Consider the following 20,094-nt stretch of genomic DNA (forward strand, 5'->3'; position numbering starts at 1 on the left):
CCTCCATCGTCATTCCGGGGCGCGCGAAGCGCGAGCCCGGAATCCATTCAACCGCAACACGGCAGCCCGATGGATTCCGGGCCTGCGCTTTCGGCACATCCCGGAATGACGAAGAGGTTACCCCGCGTCCCGAAATGACGAACGGAGGGCTCGCCACGCGCTCGCTGTCACAAACCGCGGTCGCTGTCACAATCGGAGCCGCCCGGCCCCGCGCCACACGCATTTTTTAGTCGTGATACGCTGCCTTCTATGACAGAATTGCTACAATTCAATATCAGTTCGGTTACACGCGGAGCGGTGAATGAGCATGGAGTGGCGGGCGCGGCCGGTTTCGCTGGCCTGGTCGAATCCTGTGGTCCGGTGGTGGGGCTTCCTGAGCCTCGTCAGTGCCGCCAACATCGCGATCTGGTTCGCGCTGTACCGACAGTTCCACGAGCAGTCGAACGGTAGCCTCAGCAATACGTCCGGCATCGGCCTGATGCTGCTGCTCTGCGCGGCCTATGTGTTCGGCTGCGCCTTCCGCTCGGTGCTGCCGCGCGCCGACGTGCAGCGCATCTGCCTGTTCGACACCTGGCTGTCGAGCGTCGTGGTCGGCCGTACCGTCGCGACCGTCGCCGAGGTCTGCTTCGCCGCGCAATGGGCGATCGTCCTGTATCAGCTCGGCACGATGACCGGCGCCGAGACCACCATCAACATCGCCTGGATCATCGTGCCGTTGATCGTGATTGCGGAATGCTTCTCCTGGTATGCGGTGCTGACCACCCATTATCTCTGCAACGCGATCGAGAACTCGATCTGGGCCGTGGTGTTCTTCCTGGTCGGGATCGCGCTGTGCCGGCTGCTGCCCCAGTTTCATGGGCCGGTGCGCTGGGCCTTCATCGTCGCGATCGTCGGCATCGCCGCCTTCCTCGCCTTCCTGATGACCGTCGACGTCCCGATGTATCTGAACCGCTGGCGCGCCAACCTCGCCGCCGGCGGCACGTTGCTGCATCCGCTCGAAGGCCTGCGCGACGTCAGCCGGCGCTGGGTCGTGACCCACGACATCGCCGAATGGCGCGAGGAGATCGCGTGGATGTCGCTGTATTTCAGCATGGCGGTCTGGTCGAGCCTCGCGCTCTGCGTCGGCTACTCGCTCGAGGATCAGCTGCCGCGTTACCGCACCGAGCCTGCGATCGTCGCGACGACGCCGGCGATCGAAAGCCCGATACCGGCGATCTTCAGCACGACGCCGGCGGCGCAGCACACCGCAACGATCGACGCGGCGGCGCCGTCGCGGAATTGAGCGGCGGCCGCGCCGCACGGCTTGCGGCCGTCAACGCTTCCGGAGTAAACGCTGAGGCATCCCGCCCATCCGTCAGCGCGTTCCATGCCCCGCATCACCATCATCGAAACCGGGCTCGTCAGTCCGCAATTCCGCGAGCGCCACGGCAGCTATCCGCAGATGTTCCAGCGGATGGTGGCCGCAGCCGATCCGTCGATCGCCTGCGACGTCGTCAGCGTCGCCAACGGTGAGGCACTTCCGGATCCGGCCACACTGGATGCGATTCTGATCACGGGATCGGCGGCCGGTGTCTACGACGATGTCGCCTGGATCGCGCCGCTCGAAGCCTTCGTGCGCGCCACCCATGACAAGCGCATTCCGATGGTCGGAGTCTGCTTCGGTCACCAGCTGATCGCGCAAGCGCTCGGCGGCACCGTGCGCAAATCAGAAAAGGGCTGGGGCATCGGCCGCCACGTCTATCAGCTGGCGCCGGACAACGGGCTGATCGACGGCGAGACGGTCGCGGCGGCCGCCTCGCATCAGGACCAGGTGATCACCCCGCCCGCCTCCGCACGCACCATCATGGCGTCCGCGTTCACACCGCATGCCGGGCTGCTCTATGCCAACGGCATCACGCTGTCGGTGCAGCCGCACCCGGAATTCACCGTCGATTATGCCGACGCGCTGTGCGACCTGCGCCGCGGCCTCGCGCCCGATGTCGTGGTCGAGACGGCCAAGGCATCGCTCGCCGCACCGCTCGACCACGCCACGCTTGGCGGCGTGGTCACGCGCTTCCTCACCGGCCATACGCCCGCGTAAGACAGCGCTTCAGGTCATGCTGCCCGGCATGAAGCAGCGCACGCGCGGGTGGCCGTCGATATAGTGCTTCCACACCATGGTTCGGCCGATCTTGTTCGGCTCGGTGATCAAGGCCTCGTTCGGCACCACGACCCATTCGTCGTCGATGTGCACGCGATAATGGCCGTGGTCCGACTCCCAGTCCGGATCGGCGACCACGGATCCGTCGGCGTCGGAACAGCATTGTCCGTAGCCGCTGTGCAGGCTTTCAAACCAGGGCTTCAGAGGTGAATTGGCGTAGCGGCCGTCGTCGCGCGCCAGGGTCGGCGATGTCAACCACATCGCTCCCAGCAGCAGTGCCGCACGCGTCATGGCGTGCATGGTGTCGTCTCCGCAAGTGTCGATCCAGCTGCGGACGCGCATCACCTACCGTTCGCCGGCGAGATTGCCGTCGCGGGCGAAACACGACGAAGCGGCGCCCCAGCACCTTGCATTGAAGTATGCAAGAGCGACGCCAGACTGCATTCCGGGAGACTACGGCCGACGAAAGTATGGGAGCGCGGACCCGTCGCGCGCCACGCCGGGCAGGCCGCCATCTGAGGCACGAGCGATCGCCCTCGGCACGGCTCGATCAGCGGATCGCCGCGGCGACCTCGGAGACCAGCGGCGGCGCACTTCGCAGCGCGCATTCGACGAACCGGCGCGGCAGCAGCGAGGCGTTCGAGCGCATCGCCACAAGCATGCGGCTCTCCGCATCCGGCGTGTCCAGCGCTTTCGCGACAACGTTCATGACGCCGGCCTGCTGGTAACAGGACGGCAGGATCGAAAGTCCGATCCCGGCGGCGACGAGGCTGAGCACCGTGCGCAGCTCATGCGCCTCCTGCGCGATCCGCGGCGCAAAGCCGGCGCGCCGGCACAGCATCGCCGCCTGGTCGCCGACGCCGCAACCGCTCTCCGCCATGCCGACGAATTCGTGCTCGGCGAGGTCCGCAACGCCGAGTTTGCCGGGCGCGGCGGCAAGCGGGTGATCGATCGGCAGGAACACCATCAGCCGGTCGCGCCAGACGACATGAACCTGCAGATCGGCCGCGGGCCGGAAATCCAGCGGCGGCCGCATGATCGCGACGTCGAGTTCGGCGTCGGCGAGCGCCTGCAGCTGTTTTGCCGTCGACATGTGCCTGAGTTCGATCTTCACCCGCGGATAGCTGCCGCGGAAGCTGCGGAACAGTTCGGCGAACATGTCGAGCATCGGAACCGAGTCGGTGAAGCCGACACGGACCGCGCCGGCTTCGCCGCGCGCTGCGCGGCGCACGGTCTCCGATGCGAGGTCGAGCTCGCTGACGGCACGCCGTGCATGTTCCAGCAGCAATTGGCCGGCCTGGGTGAGTTCGACCGCACGCCGTGTCCGCGACAACAGCTGGGTGCCGAGCTCCTCCTCCATCGCCTTGATCTGCGTGCTCAGCGGCGGCTGGCTGACATGCAGCCGCTTGGCGGCGCGGCTGAAGCTGAGTTCTTCGGCCACCGCGATGAAGTAGCGAAGCTGCCTGTAATCCATCGCTTATTCCGTTTCCCTATAAGTGACGGGTCAAAGCGGTATTTGACCTCCCAGGTCCGTTTCTCGATCTTGGCGCCAAAACGCGGATGCTCCAAGGGGCAACACGCGCAGCCGGTCAGCCATGCGAAATCGCCGCGAATAGCAGGCGTTCCGCCCGGTTCGGATCACAAGCGCGATAACAAGAAGCAAGGGAGGATTCCAATGGGCCAAGCGTCCGTCAGCGAGCTCGAACGGCAAACCATCCGCCGGGTCTATTGGCGGCTAATCCCGATCCTCTTCGTCATGATGTTCTTCAACTATCTCGACCGCATCAATCTCGGCTATGCCGGGCTGACGATGAACAAGGACCTTGGCCTCAGCCCCGCGATCTTCGGCTTTGCGGCCAGCATCTTCTTCCTCGGCTACATGGTGCTGGAGGTGCCGAGCAATTTGATGCTGCACTGGCTCGGGGCGCGGATCTGGCTCGCGCGCATCCTGATCACCTGGGGCCTCGTCGCCACGCTCACCGCTTTTGTCTGGAATCCGCTGAGCCTCTACGTGATGCGGTTCGGCCTCGGCGTCGCGGAAGCCGGTTTCATGCCCGGCGTGGTGCTTTATCTGACCTATTGGTTCCCCGCGCGCTATCGCGCCCGCGCGGTGGCCGGCTACATCATCGCCGGCTCGTTCTCGGCGGTCTTGGGCGGGCCGATCTCGACCAGCATCATGACCTTCCTCGACGGCGCGTCCGGCCTGCATGGCTGGCAATGGATGTTTATCGCCGAGGGCGTGCCGACCATTCTGCTCGGCCTCTTCACGCTCTATTATCTGACCGACCGCCCGGTCAAGGCGAGCTGGCTGAGCAAGGAGCAGGCCGCCTGGCTGGAAGGCGAGCTCGCCGCCGAGCGGGCCGAGATCGAACAGCGGGGGCAGCACAGGTTGATCGAATGCGTGCTCGATATCCGGGTCTGGCTGCTGGCGGCGCTGTTCGGCTGCGCGCTGGTCGGCATCTATGGCCTGCTGCTGTGGCTGCCGCAGATCATCAAGGGCATGGGCAATCTCAGCAACATCGAGGTCGGCTTCCTGTCGGCGATCCCGCCGCTGCTCGGCGTCGTGGGCACCATCGTGGTGAGCCGCAGCTCGGACAAGACAGGCGATCGCAAGTTTCATCTTGCGGCCGTCTATTTGCTCGCCGCCGTCGCGATGCTCGGCAGCGCCTATGTCGCGAGCCCGGTGCTGGCCTTCGTGTTCCTGTGCATCGTCGGCTTCAGCCTGAATGCCGGCAATCCATTGTTCTGGAGCATCAACGCCTCGCTGCTGACCGGCGCGGCCGGCGCCGCCGCGATCGCCATGGTCAACACGCTGGCGCAGTTCGGCGGCCTGATCGGCCCCTGGTGCATCGGCCTGATCAAGGACTCCACCGGAAGCTTCTCCTGGGCGCTGGTCGGCATCGCCGGCTTCCTGTTCGTCGCCTCCGCCATCGCCGCCACCATGCGCGTCAAACCGCGCGAGACCGAATTGACGGGCGCGATCCCGTCATCCGTCGCCCACTGACAACTCTGCGAAGGACGCAACCATGATCATCGACTGTCACGGCCACTACACCACCGAGCCGGCCAAGCTGCAGATCTTCCGCGACAAGCAGCTCGCCGGCCTCGCCGACAGATCGCGCCGGCCGCTCACCACCAATCTCGGCATCACCGATGACGAGATCCGCACCAGCGTCGAGGGCGCGCAGCTCCGCCTGCAGAAGGAGCGTGGCACCGACGTCACCATCTTCTCGCCGCGCGCCGCCGGCATGGCGCATCATGTCGGCAAGGAAGCGACCAGCCGGGAATGGACCACGATCTGCAACGACCTCGTGCACCGGGTCTGCACGCTGTTTCCGCAGAATTTCGTCGCCGTGTGCCAGCTTCCGCAGAGCCCGGGCGTGCAGCCCAAAAACTGCATCGAGGAGCTCGAGCGCTGCGTGACGCAGCTCGGCTTCGTCGGCTGCAACCTCAATCCCGATCCCGCCGGCGGCTATTGGTGCGACCCGCCGCTGACCGACGAATGGTGGTATCCGCTCTATGAGAAGATGGTCGAGCTCGACGTGCCGGCGATGGTCCATGTCTCTTCGTCCTGCAATCCCTGCTTCCACGGCACCGGCGCGCATTACCTCAACGGCGACACCACCGCCTTCATGCAGTTCCTGACCTCTGACCTGTTCAAGCGCTTCCCGACCTTGCGGTTCATCATTCCGCATGGCGGCGGGGCGGTGCCCTATCACTGGGGCCGCTATCGCGGCCTCGCGCAGGACATGAAGCTGCCGCCACTGTCGGAGCATCTGTTGAAGAACGTGTTCTTCGACACCTGCGTCTATCACCTCCCCGGCATCGAGCTGTTGACAGGGGTGATCCCGGTCGAGAACATCCTGTTCGCGTCGGAGATGGTCGGCGCGGTCCGCGGCATCGATCCCGAGACCGGACATCACTTCGACGACACCCGCCGCTACATCGATGCGCTGCGCCTGAGCGCGGCGGACAAGGCCAAGATATTCGAAGGCAATGCCCGCCGCGTCTATCCTCGCCTCAACGCCCATCTCGACCGCCGCGCCCATTAGGCGACCGCGCCGACAACACACCGGAGAACACCGATGGCCATAGGATTTGCCATTCACAAGGCGAAGCGGAAAGTGTCGCCTGACCTCGTCGCGCGCTACCGCACGCTTCCGGTCGCCAATATCAGCGATGTGATGTCGCGGATCGCGGGCACCAACCGGCTGCGGCCGATGCATGCCGGCGGCTGGCTCGGCGGCCCGGCGCTGACCGTGAAGACGCGGCCCGGCGACAACCTGATGGTGCACAAGGCGATCGACCTGGCCCAGCCCGGCGACGTCATCGTGGTCGACGCCGGCGGCATCCTGGTCAACGCCATCATCGGAGAGATCATGTCGACGCTGGCCGAGAAGAAGGGCGTCGCGGGCTTCGTGATCGACGGCTCGATCCGCGATGCCGGCGCGATCCGCGCCGGATCGTTCCCGGTGTTCGCCGCCGGCGTTGCCCATCGCGGCCCCTACAAGGACGGCCCGGGCGAGATCAATTGCGCTGTTGCGATCGACGGCATGATCGTCGAGCCCGGCGATCTCATCGTGGCCGACAACGACGGCGTGCTCTGCGTGCCGCATGACGAGGCCGACGCCGTCTGCAAGCTGACCGAGGCCAAGAAGGCGACCGAGGAAAAGGCCATCCAGCAGATCCTCGCCGGCACCAGCGACCGCCGCTGGGTCGATGAGGCCCTGCAGCGCCTCGGCTGCGAGTTCAAGGACTAACCTGCCGCCGCTGCCCGGGAGGTGGGATGCCTGTCTCTTGGGCACAAGTCTCCGCAAAATCGGCAAGAATCACCGCCGCGCAGCCGGTTGCGGGCCCGTCGACCGGCATCGGGAACTTTTCCCGATTGCAGATGGAAAAGAATCCCGGATCTCCGGGACACATCTTGTTTGCCAAAGCACCAGCGCTCCCGCAGTCTCGAAGCCAAGGTTCGTCGGGGATAAAAGTCGAACCGGGACAACAGGGTGGGCGTTATGGCTGGTGCGTTGTTGCGTACGGCAACACGAATTTTGTCTGGTTCGGTCATTACGCGCGGCGCTGCGGCCATGCTCACCGCCATCGGAGCCGCAGCACCGCTGACGATCGTGCAGGCCCAAACCCCCGCCCCGACCGAACTGCCGCCGGTCACCGTGATTGCCCCCTCGCCGCTTTCAGGCACACGCAGCATCAAGCCAGCCTCCCGGCCGGTGGCGCGGACCTCGCGAACCGCGCGAACACGGGCCGCGCCGGCGCAAACCGCGGCGGCGCCCGAGGGCGGCGCCGGGGTCCCAAGCCCCTCCGACCGGGATTCGAGCCTGCTCGATCGCGACAAGATCCCGTCCAACACCGAGGTGCTGACCTCGGCGGATTTCAGCCGCAACTATTCGACGAACTTTCTCGACTCGGTGAACCGCAAGCTGCCCGGCGTCACGCTGACCGATCAGACCGGCAATCCGTTCCAGCGCAATCTCGACTATCGCGGCTTCGTCGCCTCGCCGGTGCAGGGTACGCCCCAGGGCATCGCGGTCTATCAGAACGGTGTGCGCATCAACGAATCCTGGGGCGACGTGGTCAACTGGGATTTCATCCCGGAAAAGGCCATCGACCGGGTGTCGCTGGTGCCCAACAACCCCATCTTCGGCCTCAACGCGATCGGCGGTGCGCTCAGCATCCAGATGAAGAACGGCTTCACCTATCAGGGCTCCGAGGCGGAACTGTTCGGCGGCTCCTACGGGCGCGTGCAGGGCAGCGTGCAAGCCGGCGGCCAGAAGGACAATATCTCGGCCTATGCCGCGTTCGAATCCGCCTATGACCGCGGCTGGCGCGACTACGCCAATTCCTCGCACGTCAACCGCATGTATGTTGACATCGGCGGGCGCAACGACGACACCGAATTCCACGTCAACTTCACCGGCGCCAGCAATCTGCTCGGCAACGTCGCCGCAACGCCGGTCGAGATGCTCAACCAGCGCTGGTCGAGCGTCTACACCTGGCCGCAATCGACGCTGCTGCAACTCGCCTTCGTCAACGCCACGCTGAGCCACAATTTCTCGGACACATGGTCGTTCCAGGGCAACGCCTATTTCCGCGGCTTCCGGCAGTCCCATGTCGACGGTAACGGCACCGACGTTGCGCCGTGCGATGATCCCACCACTTTGTGCATCGGCGACGGCCTCCCGGTTTTCGGTCCGGCCGACGGTCCCGCGACTCCGAACACGCTGGGCAACGCTTTCCTCGGCGAGATCGATCGTAACCAGGTTGCGACCAACAGCTACGGCGGCACGGCCCAGTTAACCAACTCGGACAGGCTGTTCGGGCACGACAACCACGTCGTGATGGGCGTCAGCGTCGACCACGGCAACACCAAATTCACGGCGACCAGCGAGCTCGGAACGATCGATCCGAACAACCTGTTCGTCACCGGCACCGGGGTCTTCATCAACCAGCCCGACGCCGGCCTCAGCCCGGTCGATCTGCGCGCCACCAACACTTACACCGGCGTCTACCTCACCGATACGTTCGACGTGACGAACAGGTTCTCGGTCACGGCCGGTGGACGGTTCAACTATGCCCAGATCGACCTGCAGGACCAGACTGGCACCAATCCGCTGCTGAACAGCAGCAACCGCTTCCAGCGCTTCAACCCGGTGATCGGCGGCACCTACAAGATCACGTCGAACCTCACCGCCTATGCCGGCTATTCGGAAGCCAACCGCGCACCAACGCCGCTGGAGCTCGGCTGCTCCGATCCCAACCATCCCTGCATGATCGACAGCTTCCTGGTGGCCGACCCGCCGCTCAAGCAGGTGGTCGCGCACACCGTCGAGGCCGGCCTGCGCGGCAGCTGGGGCCGCGACGCCAGGACCGGCGTGCTGAGCTGGGGCCTGGGCGTGTTCCACACCCTGTCCGACGACGACATCATCCAGGTGACGAGCCCGCTCGGCGTCAACAATTTCGGCTTTTTCCAGAATGCCGGACAGACCCTGCGGCAGGGCATCGAGGCCAAGCTCGACTATCGCATCGATCGCTGGAACGCCTACGCCAACTACACCTACGTCGACGCCACCTATCGAAGCGCGATCACGCTGTCCTCGCCGAACAATCCGAATGCCCTGACCAACGACGCCGGCGCGCAATTTGTCAACGTCACGCCGGGTGACCACATCCCCGGCATTCCCGCGCACCGCTTCAAGGCCGGCGTCGACTACAACGTGACAGATGCGTGGAAGGTCGGCGCCGACCTCAACGTGGTGGGCAGCCAGTGGATCATCCATGACGACACCAACCAGAGCCCGAAGGTGCCGGCCTACTCGGTCGTCAATTTGCACACGTCATACCAGGTCACGAAGAACATCGAGGTGTTCGGCCTGATCAACAATGTGTTCAACCAGCACTACTACCTGCACGGCGCGTTCTATCAAACGGGCGGCTTTACCAGCGCCGGCGGTCTGCCCAACCTGATGGCGCAGCTGAGCGATCCGCGCACCTTCGTGCCCGGCATGCCGCTCGCCGCCTATGCCGGCATCAGGGCGAAGTTCTAGGGGATAGAATCTGACGGATGAGTCCGCATGAGCCCAGCTAAAGCCTGACCTCTTGCACGGGTGACGTCGGGTCAACGTTCAACGTCCAAGCTTCAGCAAACTCCCGCACTTCGGCAATCGATTTTTTCGGGTGCGAGGTCGTGGTTATGAACCGGCTGGAGTCGCTTCCGTCACCGACCACCAATTCATCAATCACGTCTTCTATCCTGGCGCAATCATCGCCAATGACGCACACCAGAACAACCTTGTCTTGAATGCCCTTTTCAACGAACGCGTGAAGCTTCGGCGAGCGCCAAGGTGGCGCATGCAGGATGATTCTCTGTGCGTATTGCACTTCCAAGACGCTACGCCACCGTCCCGCCGTCGACCGGCATCGCGATGCCGGTGACGAACGAGGCCTTGTCCGACAGCAGGAACACCGCGACCTCCGCGATCTCCTCCGGACGTGCCGCGCGGCCCATCGGGTTGCGGGTCACCGCGGCCTTGATCAATTCCTCGGGGTCGGCTTCGTTGTGGCCCGGCTGGTCGGGCCGGTTGACGAACGCCCGCAGCATCGGCGTGTCGATCGCGCCGGGACAGATCGCATTGACGCGCACGCCGTCCTTGGCGTGGCGCTTGGCGAGCGCCCGCGCGAGGCCGATCACGCCGGCCTTGGCCGCCGAATAGGTCGGACTCCACGGCGAGCCGACCAGGCCCGAGGTCGATGCGGTGAACAGGATGCTGCCCTTGCGCCGCGCCGTCATCTGCCCGAGCGCCGCATGGGTGGTGATCAGCTGCGAGCGCAAATTGAGATCGATGCTGAGGTCCCAGCCTTCCAGATCGTCGATCACAGACGGACCGGGAATGCCGAGATGATTCCAGACGCAATCGAGCGCGCCGAACTCCTTCACGGCTGCAGCGACGATGTCGCGCGCAAAGCCGTCGTCGCGCAGGTCGCCGGTCAGCGCCAGCGCGCGTCCGCCGCCCTTTTTGATCTCGTCGACCACGGCCTTCGCACCAGCCTCGTTCTGGTCGACCACCGCGACCGCCGCGCCCTCGCGCGCGAGAATGAGCGCGCCGGCGCGGCCGGCGCCCGACGCCGCGGCGGTGACGAGTGCGATCTTGCCTTGCATGTCCATGGTTCGATCCTGATTGTGCTCGCGACCTCGAGCCTTCTTGGTTCTGATTGAAGTTCTGGTTGGATCAGGACCGCAACGCCAAAGTCTTGCGCTGAAGCGCTACTTCACGCCCTCGATCTGTTCGGAAGCGCTAAAGCATGATCCGGAAAAGTGCGAAGCGGTTTTCCGAAAAGATCATGCTCAAACCAGGAGCTAAAGCGCGATGACGATTCGACCTAGTCTCATCGCGCTAGCGGCCGCCGAACAGAACCGGTGACTGGCCCGGCAGCAGCTGCGAATGGATGTCGCTGTCCATGCGCTCCGCCCCTTGCTGGGTAAAACCGGCCCCGAACGACAGGGTGACATTCGAGGTCGGGCGGAACTCCAGTCCCGCACGCGCCGTATACCCGGCGTTGACGCCGGGATTGCCGCTGAACGGCGCCAGCGGCCCGCCGGCACCGGGGGGATTGTATTTCAACGAGTCGAAGCCGGCGAAGAACGTCACCGGCGTATCACCGACGCCCTTGAAATTGTAGCCGACCTGCGCGCCCTGATATTCGAGCGAGCCGAATGCCGCCGATTGACCAAGCCTGTTCCAGCCGGCGCGGCCGCCTTCGCCGCCGATAAACCAGCCATCCGGACGGCCGTTCAGATACGAGAAGTCGCCGCCTTGCGGGGCGGTGGCGTCAAAGCCCGGAAAGTTGCCGTAAGTGTCCGCCTTCTGGCCGTCGGCCAGGCTGCCGCCGAAGCCGAACAGCGAGCCCGGCGTCCAGTAGCGCACAGGGCCGGCCTGGGCGTTGGCCTGCTGGGCGCCGAGACAGAGCACTGCGGCGATGATTGCGAGACCGGATTTGCTTGCGAAAGTGGACATCAGGTTACCGTCACGTGCGGCCAAACTATACCCGTCGGACGTCGACAATGCCAGCGCGGCGCCTGATCGGGACGTAGCTCGCCAGGCTCCCGCGAAGCCGCTGACGACCCTCGGCAAGACGAAGCGGCCAGGCTTGGTCGCGGGATCATCGACGTCGCATCGACGAACGGCCGGGACCAGGGACGCGATCGTGGAGCAGTTGTGTGCCAACGTCGCGGTGTTGCACGATCACCCGGACGGCCGGAAATTGATCGCATCAATAAGCAATGCGGATTGACAGGCCGGCTCGTTTTCGAAACTGTGCGACACCGCGTCGCAGGCGCCGTCCGTCGGACTTGTGCCTCTCGACGCGGAAATGGCGTCGTCATGAAGTGGTTTCGTTCGAACATCAGGCACGGGACTCGGCTGGCGCTGTTGGCGCTGTCGATCCAGTTCGTGCTGTCGTTCGGCCATTTCCATGCCATTGCGTCGGCACATGCGACAACATCGCTCGCGGCGCACGTCGAGAACGTCTCGCGCGACGGGCCTCGTTCGAATCCCGATTCCGATCAGGCCGCGGACCTTTGCGCCATCTGCGCCGTCGTGGCGATGGTCAACTCGGCAATACCGGCGCCGACGCTGCCGCCACTGCAGCTGCCGGATGCCGCAGCTCTGCTCGCCTGGCACATCGACAATTATGCGGCGCCGCTCGACATCGGCCGGCTGCACTATCAGCCGCGCGCGCCTCCGATCTCCTGAACTCCCTGCACGACTGAACTTCGAACGCGGCCACCATTCGGCTGTCGTTTGATCAATGGGGAATTTCGCCGTCGCGCATCGACGGCGGGCTCGACCGCGTCCTTCGGTGAGGATCCGGATCGCAGCCTCGTGAGAGCGGGAACCAACATGTCAGGAATTATCAGACGACGCGCCGCCGCCGGCGCTGCATCGCTCTTGGTCTGCGGGATCAACGGCGCCGCATTCGGGCAGACGACCGCGCCGACAACCACACTTCCGGACATCACGGTGACGGCACCGCAGCGCCACACCGCGCCGGCCGGGTCGAACAAGCCGAAGACGCGCGTTGCGACCGGAGGCGGTCGCCGCGCGCGAAGAACCGGTGCGGTATCGGCGACGCCGCAATCTCCAGAACAGACCGAGGCGCAAGCCGTCGCGGGCCAGAACACACGGCTCGACCAGGCCCGCGCCGCGCTGCTGGCGCCCACCGGCGCCAACAGCTACCAGATGAGCCGGCAAGCCCTCGAGGCGCTGCCACAGGGCACCAACACCACCCTGGACAAGGCGCTGCTGCAGGCGCCCGGGGTCTCGCAGGACTCGGCCGCAAGCGGCGAACTGCACGTGCGCAACGAGCACGCCAACCTGCAATACCGTATCAACGGGATCATGCTGCCGGACGGCGTCGGCGCCTTCGGCCAGATCATCGACACCGGGATCGTCGGCAGCATGGCGCTGATCACGGGCGCACTGCCCGCGCAGTATGGCCTGCGCACCGCCGGTGTGCTCGACATCCAGACCAAGACCGACGCCTTCAACAATTCCGGCAGCGTCAGTGTCTATGGCGGCAGCCACGGCACGTTCACGACCAGCGTCGACTATGGCGGCACGATCGGACAAACCCAGTACTACGTCTCCGGCCGCTATTTCGGCGGCGACGTCGGCATCGAGAACCCGACGCCGGCCTATAACGCCATCCACGACCGGACCGACCAGGAGAAGGGCTTTGCCTATGTCTCAACGGCCATCGATCCGACCAGCCGGCTGACCTATATCGGCGGCGTCTCCAACGGCGGCTATCAGATCCCCAACAATCCCGGCCAAACTCCCGCCTTCACCGCCTACGGCGTCTCGAACTTCGATTCCGCGCTGCTGAACGAGCGGCAACACGAATTCAACCAGTTCAACGTCGTGGCCTATCAGAAGTCGGGCGACGGGTTCGACTACCAGGTCGCCTATTTCAATCGCTACAGCCAGCTGCACTTCATGCCCGATCCGGTCGGCGATCTCGTGTTCAACGGGGTCGCGTCGGACGTGTATCGCCAGAGCTTCGTCAACGGCATCCAGGAGGATACGTCCTACAGGCTGGGCTTCGCGCATACGCTGAAGTTCGGCGTCGCGGTCAGCGCCGAGCGCTCGCTGGTCAACAACGGCTCGACCGTGCTGCCGCTCGACGATTCCGGCAAACCGATCGATGCGCCGCTTTCGGTGTTCGATTCCAGCGCCAAGACCGGATATCTGTTCTCCACCTACATCGCCGACGAATGGAAGATCACAAACCAGCTGACACTCAATGCCGGCCTGCGCTTCGACCAGATGTGGCAATATGTCGATGCCAACCAGCTGAGCCCGCGGATCAGCCTGACATGGAAGCCCTATGACGGCACGACCTTCCATGCCAGCTATGCGCGCAATTTCACCCCACCCGAGCAGGTGCTGGCTGCCCCGACCAATCTGGGACTGGTGCAAAATACGACAGCGCAGCCCGCGGTCACCACCAATGACCCCGTGCTGCCGGAGCGCTCGCATGTGTTCGACATCGGCGTCACGCAGAAAGTTGATGCGATCCCCGGCCTCGAGGTCGGCATGGACGCCTATTACAAGATCGCGACCGACCTGCTCGACGACGGCCAGTTCGGCCAGGCCTACGTCCTGACCGCCTTCAACTATGCGAAAGGCACCAACGAGGGCGTCGAACTGACGGCGCGATACGACCACGACAACCTGCATCTCTACGGCAATGTCGCCGTCGCAAGGCAGGTCGCGACCAACGTCGTCTCGAACCAGTATCTGTTCGATCCGGACGAATTGGCCTACATCGCCAACAACTACGTCAACACCGACCATGCCCAGACGCTGACGGCATCGCTGGGCGGCTGGTACCAATGGCACGACACCAAGTTCAGCGCCTCGCTGATCTACGGCTCAGGCTTGCGCGACGGCTTTGCCAATACGGGCACGGTGCCGCCCTACGCGCAGGTCAATCTCGGCGTCTCGCACGACTTCAACATTGTCGCGCCGAACAAGCCGACCACGCTGCGCTTCGACGTCGTCAATTTGTTCGACACCGTCTACCAGATCCGCGACGGCTCCGGCATCGGCGTGTTCGCGCCGCAATACGGCCCGCGCCGCGGCTTCTACGCCGGCATCACGCAGAAGTTCTGACGAGGCCAGGGTTCGCGACACCCAGAAGCGGGCGCGGCGTGAGGCGCGCGCCCGCCGTGCCGGCTTACAGTTCGGCGACCAGTTTGACCAGTTGGTCCCGCAACCAGACATGCGCGGCATCGTGATGGTAGGACGCATGCCACAGCAATGACACCGTGACGTCCTTCACCTTCACCGGCGGCGGACTAAGGCTGAGCCCGAGATCGGCGGCGAAGCGGCGCGCCAGCCGCGCGCCCATGGTGACGATCACGGGCGCTTGCGCCACCAGATGCGGCACGGTGAGAAAACGCGGCGTGGTCAGCGCAACGGACCGCTGCAGGCCGAGCTCTTCGAGCGCTTCATCGACGAAGCCGCGCACGCTGCGCCCCGGCCGCAGGCTGGTCAGCACGTGCGGAATCCGGATGTAGTCCTCAAGCGAGATTGGCGGCGTGACACCCGTCTTCTCGGCATTGAACATGCAAAGAAAACTCTCGGTGAACAGCACGCGCTGCTTGTGATGCAATTGTCCCTGCTGGATCGGCCCATAGGAGAGCGCGAGATCCACTTCGTCGGCGTCGAGGTCGTCGAGCAATCGGGACGTATCGACATTGTAGAGCCGCAAGTGAATGCCCGGCGCGATCTCGCGCATGCGCGCCAGAAGGCGCGGCACGATCAGGATTTCCATACTGTCCGACAGGCCGAGCCTGAACGTTCGCACCGCCGTGGCCGGATCGAAGGACTGGTCGCGCAGCAGCACCGCCTCGACCTGTGCGAGCGCGGTCCGCACCGGATCGAGCAAGCTCATCGCGCGCGGGGTGAGGCGCATCCCGTCGGGCGCCCGCGTGAGCAGCTCGTCATCGAACAGTTCGCGCAGGCGGGCGAGATTGTGACTCATCGCGGATTGGCCGATGCCGACGGAGCTGGCCGCCCGGGTCACGCTCCGTTCGGTGAGCAGCGCATTGAGATGAACAAGCAGATTCAGGTCGATGCGACCCAAATTGACGGTATCGATGGCCATTATCGATCCTACCTGTTTGATCGATGATCATAGCCTGACCATCTCCTCCGGCAAGGGAGCAGGCGGGCAATCGCTCGCCAGCCCAGGTTCCGACACTCAAGCCAATGGAGGTTCTCATGTCGATCCGCAGCACAGTACTCGCAGTCACCCTGGCAGCACTTGGAACCTCGCTTGGAGCCGCAGAGGCGCGCGGGCTCAGGCCGAACGAGGCCCAAAGCATCCATCTGGGCGACGTGTCCGGCGTCACCTACTACACGGTCGAGCCCGACGGATATCGCGTCGTGACCACGCTCGCGCAAGGCGAGGCCGGAACGCCGGTCCGCTTCGTGTCGGTGCTCGCACCCGGTCAGCGTGCCCTGCTCTCGACGCCGAACCAGGCAGGCGCACTGGAGATCAGCCGGAGTAGCGACAGCGTGACCGTCCGCAAGCCGGGCACGCTCTCCAACTAGTGGGCACAGCGGTCGGAGCCTTCCATCAAAGGTGCAGGAGCCACAGATGTCCACGATCCATCTTCATCGGACGACGAGGTTGACGCCGGAGCAGTACGTCGCAGGCCTCACCGACTTCGGGCCGGGCCGCTCCAAACTGTTCGGCAATAGCGCCGATGCCTATCTCAAGGTGCATCATCGCGGCTTCTCGCAGGCGGATGTAACGGAAGGCTCGAACGGCATTTGGGAACGCTTGCACTACGACTGGTCCGACCCAGACCATGTCGTCCCGACGACGACCGACTCCAATGTGTGGGGCGGCAGGTCGGGCCACTCCTACAGCTTCGCGCGGCGGTCCGATGGCACGACCGACGTTGACGTGGTCGTGGTGCGCGAGGGCAAGAATCTGAAGGGATGGATCCTCGGTCTCGTGCTCGGGTCGATCGGCAGAAGCGTCCTGCTGAAAGCATTCGAAAACTCCGTCAGGGCCATCGAGCAGCGGCACCCGCAGCAGAGCCGGATCGCTGCCTAGACGCGGAGCAATGAAAGTATTGCTCCGAGATCAATGTTTCTATTGTACCGAGCAATGTACCGGACCATATCTAGGTTCAACGAACGCATTGCACCGGGTCAACCCGGTGCAAGCCGAATGGAGACAACTGAAATGGAGATGAATTTTCTCGATACGTTCCTGGCATTCCTCGGAATGACCTTCGGACTGGTCTCGGTGATGCCCGGCCTGTTTTTCCAACCCAAGGTCGAGGTAAAGCGCGCGACAAGGGCGACCGCGTCCCGCGCCGGCAACAGCAGGCGATGACGCGGCGCGGCTTCCGGGCCGGCGTCACGCCGAAGTTCTAGCCCGGCACAAGCAGCTTCTCCTTCAAGAGTGCCGCCAGCCAATCCGCAAACACCTGCAGCCGTCGCGACAGATGCTGGCGGTACGGATAGAGCAAGGTCATCGGCATCGGCGCCGCACGGTGCTGCGGCATCAGTTCGACGAGTTCTCCGGCATCGAGATGCCACTTCACGTCGCAGGCGGGAATCTGGATCAGCCCGAGGCCGGCTACACCTCGAAGTGAGGTCACCGTTCCCTGGGTGCACGAGCCTTTCCTTGCAGGGGAAACAGATCGCCGGCGGAATTTGACCGCCGGTTTGGCCGGCGATATCGTCGCCCCGCTGGGCCGTTCGCACTGACGGTCTATTCGAGCGCACATGGAATGGTCGACCAGGCCGGCCCGTCCGGACCAGCCCTTCGGCAGTTGGGCCGACGACCTCGCAGCTGCCTTCGTGCGACTGGAGCCGCGCCGGATTGCCGAGGAGTCGTTTGCGGGCGCGATCTGCAAGGTCGACGCCGCGCCGCTGCAGATATCGCGGGTCACGGCGAGCGGGCACATCGTGCACCGGCTCGCTGCGAGCACCGATGACCTTTGCTTCGTCAACCTCCAGCTCGAAGGGCTGGGGCGCACCTCGCAGCGCGGCCACGAGCAGATCAGCGCCCCCGGCGATCTCGCACCCCGGCGCTGGTCGGAATCTTCGGCGTCGCGCTGATGCGGGCGGCCTTCGCGTTCGCACTGGATTTTGCGCGCAGCGAAAAGCGCGGCGGCGTTCACCCCATCATCGAGCATCAGGCGGTCGGATACGCGCTCGCCGATGCCAAGACCACTATCGAAGCGGCGCGCACTCTCAGCTTGCGCGCCTGCCAATGGCGGTGCAGGCCAAGATCTTCGGCTCCGAGGCCGCGGTGCGCGTGATCACCGATCTGATGCGGGTGGTCGGCATCGACAGCTACGATCACGAGACGCCATTCGGCAGCCTGCTGCAGGACTCGCTCGCGCTGCCGATCTTTGACGGCGGCAATCTCGGCATCCGGCGGCGGCAACTGCACACGATGTTCAAGAGCCGCGACTACAGCCCGCTGGCCGCAAGCGGCGCGGCGTAGCGCGAAAAACGAGTGCAATCATGAGCACGGACGGAAAGTGGCAATCGTCACCGGCGCATCGCAGGGGATCGACGTCGCGCGGTCAAGCGCAGACGCAATATCGTTTCGAGATTAACCGCCTGCATGCAGGTGGTAAATTTCAACGCGCTCTTCAAGGCTGAGCTGGCCATAACATTGTCCCATCGCCACAACACCCTAGCAGGTGTTGCACTTGTGTCGTGAACCCAAGGGATCCATAATCACAAATGCTGCCTGTTGCGCGAGACCGGAACGACGAGTCCCCCACACAACACCCGCTGCGGCGTATGGGTCCCGGCCTTCGCCGGGACGACGATTGTGTATGCGACGCTGTATCGGGCTTCAGGGTAGGCAAAGCAAAGCCTTTGCCCACCCGCGTTCATGCCCTCTCAGTCCCACATCGACCTCCGCGACATTGCGCCGCGAAGCTCGTTGCGGCGCAACAATCAAAATGAGACTGCCCGTTAAGCACCCCCGCAGCGACGACATCCGCGCCGCGCCTGCCTTCGGCTAGCTTTGCCGGCAACAACCGGACGCCCATCAGCCTTCGTCAGGCCATTTGGACGCCGGCGACAACACAGAGGGAGGAGAGCGATGTTGAAAGGCAGTTTGGGACTGATTGCGTTGAGCAGCCTGTTGCTTTCGGGCACGGCGTTCGCGCAGGAGAAGATCAAGGTCGGCGTTACCGCGACGCTCGAGGGCACCTACACGGTACTCGGCGAAGACGGCATGCGCGGCTTCCAGACCGCGCTCAACGTGCTCGGCAAGAAGATCGGCGACAAGGAGCTCGAGTTCGTCGTCGCCTCGACCGACGCGACGCCCGACTCCGCGGTGCGCGCGGTGCGCAAGCTGATCGAGCAGGACAAGGTGCAGATCCTGCTGTCGCCGTTGTCCGGCGACGAGGGCATCGCGGTGAAGAATTTTGCCAAGACCCATCCGGAACTGACCTTCGTCAACGCCGCCTCCGGCGCGCAGGAGACGACCTATGTCGATCCGGCGCCGAACTTCTTCCGCTACAACATGGACGGCGCGCAATGGCAGGTCGGCCTCGGCAAATATGCCTATGAGACCAAGGGCTATCGCAAGATCGCGACCGTCGGCGAGGATTACTCGTTCATCTACACCCAGGTGTTCGGCCTCGTGCTCGAGTTCTGCGGCGCCGGCGGCCAGGTCACCAACCGGCAATGGGTGCCGCTCGGCACCAAGGACTTCGCCTCGGTGATCGCAGCACTTCCCGACGATGTCGATGCGATCTATCTCGGCCTCGGCGGCGCCGACGCCGTCAACTTCCTCAACCAGTACCAGCAGGCCGGCGGCAAGGCTCATCTGATGGGCGGCTCGATCATGATCGACCAGACCATCCTGTCGTCGAAGGGCAGCGCCAAGAACGCGCTGATCGGCACCATCGCCGCGAGCGGCCAGGCCGATACCTGGGAGGATCCGGGCTGGCAGAAGTTCGTGAAGGCCTATCAGGACTCGTTCCCGGAGAGCAAACGCTTCCCGAGCCCGTCGCTGCTCGCCACCAACTATTACGGCTCGACCATGGCGCTGATCCTGGCGCTGCGGCAGGTCAATGGCGATCTCTCCAACAACCAGGCCAAGCTCAAGGACGCGCTGGCGAAGATCGAGATCGACGCGCCGAACGGCAAGATCAAGCTTGACGCCAACCGCCAGGCGATCGGCACCAACTTCGTCACCGAGGTGGTCGACGACGGCAAGGGTGCGCTGTTCAGCAAGGTCGTGAAGGTGATCCCGAACGTCAACCAGACGCTGGGCTACGATCCGGCGGTGTTCGCCAAGATCGGCCTGCCGAGCCGCACGGTCCCGGAGTGCAAGAAGTACTGACATATTTGTTGCAGGTGCGAGCAAGCCAGCCGTGACCAAGC

At 64.4% G+C, this 20,094-nt stretch carries 19 protein-coding genes and 2 pseudogenes; 14 read left to right on the plus strand and 7 right to left on the minus strand.

Going from position 1 to position 20,094, the window contains the following annotated elements:
• Window positions 1–307: 307 nt before the first annotated feature.
• Window positions 308–1,282, plus strand: coding sequence for a hypothetical protein (locus HAP47_RS32180; RefSeq protein ID WP_231169021.1), 975 nt, complete (start codon window positions 308–310; stop codon window positions 1,280–1,282).
• 84 nt (window positions 1,283–1,366) lie between these two features.
• Window positions 1,367–2,080: a type 1 glutamine amidotransferase gene (locus HAP47_RS32185; RefSeq protein ID WP_173641117.1), complete on the plus strand. Its 714-nt coding sequence runs from the start codon at window positions 1,367–1,369 to the stop codon at window positions 2,078–2,080.
• A 9-nt stretch (window positions 2,081–2,089) separates the two neighbouring features.
• Here HAP47_RS32185 and HAP47_RS32190 read toward each other — a convergent pair whose 3' ends face one another.
• Entirely contained in the window at window positions 2,090–2,440 is a 351-nt protein-coding gene (locus tag HAP47_RS32190) for a hypothetical protein (RefSeq protein WP_231168513.1), read from the minus strand.
• A 250-nt stretch (window positions 2,441–2,690) separates the two neighbouring features.
• Complete coding sequence (locus tag HAP47_RS32195) at window positions 2,691–3,614, minus strand: LysR substrate-binding domain-containing protein (protein ID WP_173641116.1); 924 nt, start codon at window positions 3,612–3,614, stop codon at window positions 2,691–2,693.
• Between the two features lie 201 nt (window positions 3,615–3,815).
• Between HAP47_RS32195 and HAP47_RS32200 the strand changes: the two genes are divergently transcribed.
• The 4 genes from HAP47_RS32200 to HAP47_RS32215 all read left to right on the plus strand — a co-directional run bounded on the left by HAP47_RS32200 (window position 3,816) and on the right by HAP47_RS32215 (window position 9,699).
• The gene (locus HAP47_RS32200) at window positions 3,816–5,144 is read left to right on the plus strand and encodes an MFS transporter (protein ID WP_173641115.1); all 1,329 of its coding nucleotides are present in this window, start codon (window positions 3,816–3,818) and stop codon (window positions 5,142–5,144) included.
• A 22-nt stretch (window positions 5,145–5,166) separates the two neighbouring features.
• A complete protein-coding gene (locus HAP47_RS32205) occupies window positions 5,167–6,192 on the plus strand; it encodes an amidohydrolase family protein (RefSeq protein ID WP_173641114.1) in 1,026 nt (341 codons plus the stop codon).
• A gap of 33 nt (window positions 6,193–6,225) precedes the next feature.
• A complete protein-coding gene (locus HAP47_RS32210; RefSeq protein ID WP_173641113.1) occupies window positions 6,226–6,900 on the plus strand; it encodes an RraA family protein in 675 nt (224 codons plus the stop codon).
• 612 nt (window positions 6,901–7,512) lie between these two features.
• Window positions 7,513–9,699: a TonB-dependent receptor gene (locus HAP47_RS32215; RefSeq protein ID WP_231169022.1), complete on the plus strand. Its 2,187-nt coding sequence runs from the start codon at window positions 7,513–7,515 to the stop codon at window positions 9,697–9,699.
• Window positions 9,700–9,736: 37 nt separating this feature from the next.
• Here the strand turns inward: HAP47_RS32215 and HAP47_RS32220 are convergent, their stop codons facing one another.
• From HAP47_RS32220 to HAP47_RS32230, 3 genes are all read right to left on the minus strand, one after another.
• Entirely contained in the window at window positions 9,737–10,033 is a 297-nt protein-coding gene (locus HAP47_RS32220) for a hypothetical protein (protein WP_231169023.1), read from the minus strand.
• Between the two features lie 10 nt (window positions 10,034–10,043).
• Window positions 10,044–10,817 carry an SDR family NAD(P)-dependent oxidoreductase gene (locus HAP47_RS32225; RefSeq protein ID WP_173641112.1) on the minus strand — a complete coding sequence of 258 codons (774 nt, stop codon included), beginning with the start codon at window positions 10,815–10,817 and terminating at the stop codon, window positions 10,044–10,046.
• A gap of 229 nt (window positions 10,818–11,046) precedes the next feature.
• Window positions 11,047–11,667 carry a hypothetical protein gene (locus HAP47_RS32230; protein WP_173641111.1) on the minus strand — a complete coding sequence of 207 codons (621 nt, stop codon included), beginning with the start codon at window positions 11,665–11,667 and terminating at the stop codon, window positions 11,047–11,049.
• 366 nt (window positions 11,668–12,033) lie between these two features.
• Here HAP47_RS32230 and HAP47_RS32235 point away from each other — a divergent pair, with 366 nt between their 5' ends.
• Both HAP47_RS32235 and HAP47_RS32240 read left to right on the plus strand, forming a co-directional pair.
• A complete protein-coding gene (locus HAP47_RS32235; protein ID WP_173641110.1) occupies window positions 12,034–12,405 on the plus strand; it encodes a DUF2946 family protein in 372 nt (123 codons plus the stop codon).
• A gap of 147 nt (window positions 12,406–12,552) precedes the next feature.
• A complete protein-coding gene (locus HAP47_RS32240) occupies window positions 12,553–14,826 on the plus strand; it encodes a TonB-dependent receptor (protein ID WP_173641109.1) in 2,274 nt (757 codons plus the stop codon).
• A 64-nt stretch (window positions 14,827–14,890) separates the two neighbouring features.
• On the opposite strand, the gene HAP47_RS32245 is transcribed toward HAP47_RS32240, so the two are convergent.
• The gene (locus HAP47_RS32245) at window positions 14,891–15,823 is read right to left on the minus strand and encodes a LysR family transcriptional regulator (protein ID WP_173641108.1); all 933 of its coding nucleotides are present in this window, start codon (window positions 15,821–15,823) and stop codon (window positions 14,891–14,893) included.
• Between the two features lie 116 nt (window positions 15,824–15,939).
• On the opposite strand from HAP47_RS32245, the gene HAP47_RS32250 reads away from it, so the two are divergent.
• The 3 genes from HAP47_RS32250 to HAP47_RS32260 all read left to right on the plus strand — a co-directional run bounded on the left by HAP47_RS32250 (window position 15,940) and on the right by HAP47_RS32260 (window position 17,068).
• Window positions 15,940–16,272 (plus strand): hypothetical protein, encoded by a 333-nt coding sequence (locus tag HAP47_RS32250; RefSeq protein WP_173641107.1) that lies wholly within the window; start codon window positions 15,940–15,942, stop codon window positions 16,270–16,272.
• Window positions 16,273–16,318: 46 nt separating this feature from the next.
• The gene (locus tag HAP47_RS32255) at window positions 16,319–16,783 is read left to right on the plus strand and encodes a hypothetical protein (RefSeq protein WP_173641106.1); all 465 of its coding nucleotides are present in this window, start codon (window positions 16,319–16,321) and stop codon (window positions 16,781–16,783) included.
• Between the two features lie 132 nt (window positions 16,784–16,915).
• On the plus strand, window positions 16,916–17,068 hold the full coding sequence (locus HAP47_RS32260; protein ID WP_173641105.1) for a hypothetical protein: 153 nt from the start codon (window positions 16,916–16,918) through the stop codon (window positions 17,066–17,068).
• 37 nt (window positions 17,069–17,105) lie between these two features.
• On the opposite strand, the pseudogene HAP47_RS32265 reads toward HAP47_RS32260, so the two are convergent.
• Window positions 17,106–17,318, minus strand: a pseudogene (locus tag HAP47_RS32265) (LysR substrate-binding domain-containing protein); the annotation flags it as partial.
• Between the two features lie 145 nt (window positions 17,319–17,463).
• Here HAP47_RS32265 and HAP47_RS32270 point away from each other — a divergent pair.
• The 3 genes and pseudogenes from HAP47_RS32270 (at window position 17,464) to HAP47_RS32280 (ending at window position 20,053) form a co-directional block, all read left to right on the plus strand.
• Window positions 17,464–17,799 carry a hypothetical protein gene (locus HAP47_RS32270; RefSeq protein ID WP_173641104.1) on the plus strand — a complete coding sequence of 112 codons (336 nt, stop codon included), beginning with the start codon at window positions 17,464–17,466 and terminating at the stop codon, window positions 17,797–17,799.
• A pseudogene (locus HAP47_RS32275) lies at window positions 17,799–18,190 on the plus strand (acyl-CoA dehydrogenase family protein). The gene HAP47_RS32270 and the pseudogene HAP47_RS32275 overlap by 1 nt, the downstream one beginning before the upstream one ends.
• A gap of 612 nt (window positions 18,191–18,802) precedes the next feature.
• The gene (locus HAP47_RS32280; protein WP_173641103.1) at window positions 18,803–20,053 is read left to right on the plus strand and encodes an ABC transporter substrate-binding protein; all 1,251 of its coding nucleotides are present in this window, start codon (window positions 18,803–18,805) and stop codon (window positions 20,051–20,053) included.
• Window positions 20,054–20,094 lie beyond the last annotated feature (41 nt).

Origin of the sequence: Bradyrhizobium sp. 41S5, assembly GCF_011516665.3 — a bacterium.
In the GTDB taxonomy this organism is placed as follows: Bacteria; Pseudomonadota; Alphaproteobacteria; order Rhizobiales; family Xanthobacteraceae; genus Bradyrhizobium; species Bradyrhizobium quebecense.

Excerpts from the sequence above, each read along its gene's own strand:
- HAP47_RS32180 (WP_231169021.1), top strand. The coding sequence starts at position 308 with ATGGAGTGGCGGGCGCGGCCGGTTTCGCTGGCCTGGTCGAATCCTGTG.
- HAP47_RS32185 (WP_173641117.1), top strand. The coding sequence starts at position 1,367 with ATGCCCCGCATCACCATCATCGAAACCGGGCTCGTCAGTCCGCAATTC.
- HAP47_RS32190 (WP_231168513.1), bottom strand. The coding sequence starts at position 2,440 with ATGCACGCCATGACGCGTGCGGCACTGCTGCTGGGAGCGATGTGGTTG.
- HAP47_RS32195 (WP_173641116.1), bottom strand. The coding sequence starts at position 3,614 with ATGGATTACAGGCAGCTTCGCTACTTCATCGCGGTGGCCGAAGAACTC.
- HAP47_RS32200 (WP_173641115.1), top strand. The coding sequence starts at position 3,816 with ATGGGCCAAGCGTCCGTCAGCGAGCTCGAACGGCAAACCATCCGCCGG.
- HAP47_RS32205 (WP_173641114.1), top strand. The coding sequence starts at position 5,167 with ATGATCATCGACTGTCACGGCCACTACACCACCGAGCCGGCCAAGCTG.
- HAP47_RS32210 (WP_173641113.1), top strand. The coding sequence starts at position 6,226 with ATGGCCATAGGATTTGCCATTCACAAGGCGAAGCGGAAAGTGTCGCCT.
- HAP47_RS32225 (WP_173641112.1), bottom strand. The coding sequence starts at position 10,817 with ATGGACATGCAAGGCAAGATCGCACTCGTCACCGCCGCGGCGTCGGGC.
- HAP47_RS32230 (WP_173641111.1), bottom strand. The coding sequence starts at position 11,667 with ATGTCCACTTTCGCAAGCAAATCCGGTCTCGCAATCATCGCCGCAGTG.
- HAP47_RS32235 (WP_173641110.1), top strand. The coding sequence starts at position 12,034 with ATGAAGTGGTTTCGTTCGAACATCAGGCACGGGACTCGGCTGGCGCTG.
- HAP47_RS32240 (WP_173641109.1), top strand. The coding sequence starts at position 12,553 with ATGTCAGGAATTATCAGACGACGCGCCGCCGCCGGCGCTGCATCGCTC.
- HAP47_RS32245 (WP_173641108.1), bottom strand. The coding sequence starts at position 15,823 with ATGGCCATCGATACCGTCAATTTGGGTCGCATCGACCTGAATCTGCTT.
- HAP47_RS32250 (WP_173641107.1), top strand. The coding sequence starts at position 15,940 with ATGTCGATCCGCAGCACAGTACTCGCAGTCACCCTGGCAGCACTTGGA.
- HAP47_RS32255 (WP_173641106.1), top strand. The coding sequence starts at position 16,319 with ATGTCCACGATCCATCTTCATCGGACGACGAGGTTGACGCCGGAGCAG.
- HAP47_RS32260 (WP_173641105.1), top strand. The coding sequence starts at position 16,916 with ATGGAGATGAATTTTCTCGATACGTTCCTGGCATTCCTCGGAATGACC.
- HAP47_RS32270 (WP_173641104.1), top strand. The coding sequence starts at position 17,464 with ATGGAATGGTCGACCAGGCCGGCCCGTCCGGACCAGCCCTTCGGCAGT.
- HAP47_RS32280 (WP_173641103.1), top strand. The coding sequence starts at position 18,803 with ATGTTGAAAGGCAGTTTGGGACTGATTGCGTTGAGCAGCCTGTTGCTT.